The sequence below is a fragment of the Streptomyces sp. NPDC005899 genome (assembly GCF_040629645.1).
Lineage (GTDB): Bacteria > Actinomycetota > Actinomycetes > Streptomycetales > Streptomycetaceae > Streptomyces.
Window position 1 is genome coordinate 1 of sequence record NZ_JBEXWB010000421.1, and the last position, 4909, is coordinate 4909.

Below are 4909 nucleotides of genomic sequence, written 5' to 3' on the forward strand. Positions count from 1 at the left end.
GGATTTTCGCCGAAGCTTGCAGGTCAGCAGGGGTTCAGCAAAGCATGAGCGCGGTCGGATCCAGCGCGGACAACGCGCTCGCCGAGTCCTTCAACTGGGCTTGATCCGCTTTGACGGACATTCGAGATCAGGGGTTCAGCCCCGGGAGGATGTCCATCATGGAGAGCATGGGGAAGAAGAAGCCTCGCCGCCCTCGCCGTTCGTTCACGCCGGAGTTCAAGGCCGAGATTGTCGGGCTGTGCCGACGCGGTGACCGCTCGGTCGGCCAGGTCGCCAAGGACTTCGAGCTGACCGAGACCGCGGTGCGGGACTGGGTGAAACAGGCCAAGGTCGACGCGGGCGAGCGCAACGGACTGACCAGCGGTGAGCACGAGGAGCTGGCTGCGCTGCGGCGGGAGAACCGCAGGCTGCGTGAGGATGTCGACGTCCTCAAGCGGGCCACAGCTTTCTTCGCGAAGGAGACCCGGTGACGGTGCACCCGTTCATCGAGGCGGAGAAGCGTGCAGGTCACAGCGTCAAACGGGCGTGTGAGCTGATGAAGGTCTCCAGGACCGCCTTCTACGCCCGTCGCTCCGGCCTGCCCGGCCCCCGGGCGGTGCGGGATGCCGAGCTGACCGAGCAGATCACCGAGGTCCATGCGCGATCGCGCGGAACCTACGGTGCCCCGCGCGTGCATGCCGTGCTCACGCGCGAGGGCGCCGGGTGCGGCCGTCGTCGTGTCGCGCGACTGATGCGGGCCGCCGGACTACAAGGCCGGCACCGCCGACGACGGCACGTGACCACGGTCCCCGATCCCAAGGCTGCCTTGCGCCCTGACCTGATCGTCCGGGACTTCGAGCCCGGCCGCACCGGGCTCGATGCCCGCTGGTGCGGCGACATCACCTACATCCCGACCGACGAGGGCTGGCTCTATCTGGCCACGGTCATCGACATCGCCTCCCGGCGCGTGGTCGGCTGGGCAACCGCCGATCACCTGCGAACCGAGCTGGTGGCCGACGCACTGACAGCCGCCTGCCGGCAGCGTCGCCCCACCCATCCCGTGATCTTCCACTCGGATCGCGGCTGCCAATACACCAGCCGGCAATTCACCGCTTTGGCAGCCAAGTTCGGGGTTCGACTGTCGGTCGGCCGCACCGGCCAGTGCTGGGACAACGCGCTCGCCGAGTCGTTCTTCTCAACCATCAAACGCGAACTGCTCGGCACCTCCGCCTGGCCCAGCCGGGACACCGCCCGCACCGCGATCTTCGACTTCATCGAAGGCTGGTACAACTTGCACCGACTACACAGCAGCCTCGGCTACCTCAGCCCCGCCGAGTACGAGACCGCGCTCGCAGCCTGACCACCACACCAAAGGTGTCCGTCAAAGCGGAACAAGCTCAAACGCGACGTTCAAACGCGAGACCCTGCAAGGACGAAAGAGCTGGCCGACCGAGCGCGAGGCCCGACTCGACGCCTTCCGATGGCTCCACCGCTACAACACCCGACGCCGACACTCCCACCTCGGACAACGATCACCGATCGCCTTCGAAAACGCCCTCCACCTCACACCAACTACGCTGGCACAAGCCGCATAACCCGTGTTCAGCATTCGGGGTCAAGGCCCCACCCACCAGTGTGGAGTCCCGCTCGATGACTGTCCACGGCGAAAGGCTCGCGCCGGCATTTATGAGCCTTTTCAGGCGGCCACCGATCGGGTGACGGCGGGGAGGCCGCAACGCACGAGGCACCCGTGCCGTTGAGGGAGATGTTCGAAGTCTCAACTCATCAGCACAAGTGCCTCGTTGATTCCCTATCCTGCCGCATTCGACCTGCCACACGCTCTGGTCGAGTGGGTCACCAGGCTCATCGTCACCCGCGAGGGTGACCGCCGCTGCAAGCTTCCGCCGCACCAGCGTGCGCTGATCGCTCTGGTGTACCTGCGCAAGCACGACACACTGACCCAGATCGCCGCGGGCTTCGGCATATCGGTGGGCACCACCCACGCCTACACCACCGCGGTCATCAACCTCCTGGCCGACCGGTCACCGGGCCTACTGAAGGTTCTGCGCGAGACCGACCCGGAATACGTCTTGCTCGACGGGACGCTCGCGGAGTGCGACCGGGTGGGCGACGGGCAGGCCGACTACTCGCACAAGCACCGCCGCCACGGTGTGAATGTGCAGGTTGTCACCGACCCGACCGGCCAGGTGCTGTGGATCTCCCCTGCCTTGCCCGGCCGGGGTCACGACCTGACCGCGGCCCGCACCCACCGCATCATCCGCATCTGCGAACGCCAGGGCGTCCCCATCCTGGCCGACCGCGCCTATACGGGCGTCGGCCCCTGGGTCACCACCAGACGCAAACGACCGCCCGGCAGGCAACTGACCCCGACCCAGCAGACGATCAACCGGGCCCTCGCCGCCTCCCGAACACCCGTCGAACGCGGCATGGCACGACTCAAGTCCTGGCGAATCTTCCGAAGATTGCGATGCAGCCCGAACCGCATGGCGTCAATCGCCAAGGTCATCCTCACCCTGGAGTGCTCGCAGCCCCAAATGAGCTGCGTGACCTGGCCGGCGTACTGCGGGACGTGCTCCGCATCCGAAACCAGGGCGACCAGGGTTGCCAACCGGGATAAATCAGGAGATGCGGCCTATTACGTAGGCGGTGCCTACCCTATCTTCCTCGGGTGAGTCTGCCTGGATCGCGAGACTCGGCCCGGCCGTGGTGAAGTCGAACCCGTTCGTCATCGGCTGCGTGCAGTCGACGCGCTTAGCTGTCTTGACGGCGCCTGAGACGACCGTGAAGGTAACCGTGCCCTCCCCTGCGCACGCCACCTCCACCCGCAGGGCCGTGCCCGACTTGATGGTCTCGTCCAGGTTCTCTCCGGGCACCGCGAGGGAACCGGCCGAGACCAAGCCCGCCTCATCCGACTCCAGACGATCCGTCATGTTGAGCAAGTCGCGAGCTTCCATGTCCAACTGCTCCCTGCCGGACTGGGAGAGCAGCTGAGCTGCAGGAGCCGCGGCGGAGCTCCCCGCCTTCTCGGACTGCGAAGCCTTCGACACCGTAGCCGAGTCAGAACAAGCGGATGCCATGCCGGTAATCAGCGCAACGGCAGTCAGAGCACTGCCAGTGCGGCGAGTGAAGCGGTACAAGAGGTCCCCCGAAGTGCAGTCAGAAGCCAAGTAAACGTGCAGGCAAGGTGATCATCCTGTGTGGCCACCCGCGTCACCTCGGCAATCTGGGCATCGGCACCAGATTGGTACACAGGTTTGACGCGTTTCCCCTGCAAGAGGCGGTTCCCTGGTGGTCGCAAACATCCCGAAGGTTGCAGCGATGTGGGCAGGGAGGCGCGGCGGGAACTCGCAGCGGCACTCACCCTCACGGTGACGATGAGCATCGTGAGGCACTCGACCAGGGCGTGAGGCTTCGACCACTCCCTCAACAGTTACGGGGGCCTCATGCATTGCGGCCCGCCCCCGCCAACAGCCCCGCCACCCGATCGGTGGCCATGCTGAAAAGGCTCTATGAAGCAAGGACTACTCGTTCATCGTCCTGCTGGGCAGTACTGGCCTGGAGCGTGGTCAGCCCCTCGGCTGCCGCGTCAGGACGCGGCAGCAGTTGCCCTGTGCTGCTCGAGGAGACGGTTAGCACGGTGTGGGGTGGTGTCGAGGCGGGACAGCACGCCGGGCACTGCGATGTTGGGGAGGACCGTCTCGAAGAGGGCCGAAATCTCGCTGACGAGGTCGAGAGGCTCGGCGCTCGACTCCCGCACTACCTGGACTCCTGTCCAGGACCCGACCAGCAGCCGTGATACGGCGACCGGGTCAACGTTCGGAAGCAACTCGCCTCGCGCCTCCGCCTCGGTGAGGAGATCGGCTCCATAGGCAATCCAGTCCGGCCAGCGAGTGCCGAAAAGCCTGCGCGCCCGCACGTCGACCGACAGTCGTATCGAGGCGCTGAGCAGGGGTTCCTTCGGAAGTCGATAGGCTAGCAGGAGGGCCGTGTCCACCCATTCCTGCAGCTTAAAGGTTTGAGGGGTGACCCCGTCCGAGGTCACCGCCTCATCGAGGACTCCCCGTGCCAAGTCTTCCTTCGACGTGAAATGGAAGTAGAGCGCACCCCGCGTGTGCCCGGCCCGCTGAAGGATCGCCGAAATCGTGGCGGCGTCGTAACCGTGCTCGTCGAAGACTTCGGCAGCCGCTTCCAGCAATTCCCGGCGTGTGCGGATCGCCCGCTGCTGCTGTACCAACTCGCGCTCCCCCCTGACCTCGCTCGACCGCCATCCTAAAAGATCGTGAATCGGTACCGTACCAGCGCGCTACAGCTCAGCTTGAACCGTGTCCGGGGGGATCTGGCCTGAAGCACCCGTTACCCCGCAGGGCCCGCACGTGGAAGCGCAGGCAGCGTACCCAAACGAGTACGTCCACCTCGGGCGCACGGGACTGCTGCAGGGTTGGGTGACAGCGGGAGTCTATGCAGCCAGGGCTGCGGCTAGGGTCATGATGGTCGTACTCGATGGAGGTCAATCGGGCCAGGCCGGAACGGAGATGAACGCCCGGATGCCGCGCTGCCTGAGGTGTTCGCGGATGGACCGTGACGAGTACGCCTTGTCGGCCAGGACTGCATTTGGCCGGCTCCGGGGCCGTCCACGCCCGCGGGAAACACGCAGACGGGCCATCATGTCGGCGAAGGCAGGCGCGTCACCTGCCTGTGCGGCGGTGAGGTGGAAGGCCAGGGGCCGGCAGTTACCGTCGGCCGCGAGGTGGATCTTCGTGGTTAGCTCACCGCGGCGTCTGCCGATGGCATGGTCGTCCGGCTCGCCGGCCGGAGCCCCGTTACCGTGTTCGTGGCTCCGAAATGGGGCTCCCGGCCTCCGGGCCCGGTATGACTTGAGCCCCTTGTCGATCATGGTCGAAAAAGTGGT

Annotated in this window: 3 protein-coding genes and 4 pseudogenes; 4 read left to right on the top strand and 3 right to left on the bottom strand. The window is 65.9% G+C overall.

Going from position 1 to position 4909, the window contains the following annotated elements; all coding sequences use genetic code 11:
* Nucleotides 1-167 precede the first annotated feature (167 nt).
* From ABZ371_RS28990 to ABZ371_RS29005, 4 genes and pseudogenes are all read left to right on the top strand, one after another.
* A pseudogene (locus ABZ371_RS28990) lies at nt 168-449 on the top strand (transposase); the annotation flags it as partial.
* A 17-nt stretch (nt 450-466) separates the two neighbouring features.
* Nucleotides 467-1339, top strand: a complete 873-nt coding sequence (locus tag ABZ371_RS28995) for an IS3 family transposase (protein WP_358685060.1) — start codon at nt 467-469, stop codon at nt 1337-1339.
* Nucleotides 1340-1373: 34 nt separating this feature from the next.
* Nucleotides 1374-1574: pseudogene (locus ABZ371_RS29000) on the top strand (integrase core domain-containing protein); the annotation flags it as partial.
* A gap of 207 nt (nt 1575-1781) precedes the next feature.
* Nucleotides 1782-2528, top strand: a pseudogene (locus ABZ371_RS29005) (transposase family protein); the annotation flags it as partial.
* Nucleotides 2529-2618: 90 nt separating this feature from the next.
* Here ABZ371_RS29005 and ABZ371_RS29010 read toward each other — a convergent pair.
* The 3 genes and pseudogenes from ABZ371_RS29010 to ABZ371_RS29020 form a co-directional block, all read right to left on the bottom strand.
* Entirely contained in the window at nt 2619-2954 is a 336-nt protein-coding gene (locus ABZ371_RS29010; RefSeq protein ID WP_358685062.1) for a hypothetical protein, read from the bottom strand.
* A 632-nt stretch (nt 2955-3586) separates the two neighbouring features.
* Nucleotides 3587-4234: a ScbR family autoregulator-binding transcription factor gene (locus ABZ371_RS29015; protein WP_358685064.1), complete on the bottom strand. Its 648-nt coding sequence runs from the start codon at nt 4232-4234 to the stop codon at nt 3587-3589.
* Nucleotides 4235-4531: 297 nt separating this feature from the next.
* Nucleotides 4532-4792, bottom strand: a pseudogene (locus ABZ371_RS29020) (transposase); the annotation flags it as partial.
* Between the last annotated feature and the right edge of the window lie 117 nt (nt 4793-4909).

Excerpts from the sequence above, each read along its gene's own strand:
- ABZ371_RS29010 (WP_358685062.1), bottom strand. The coding sequence starts at position 2,954 with ATGGAAGCTCGCGACTTGCTCAACATGACGGATCGTCTGGAGTCGGAT.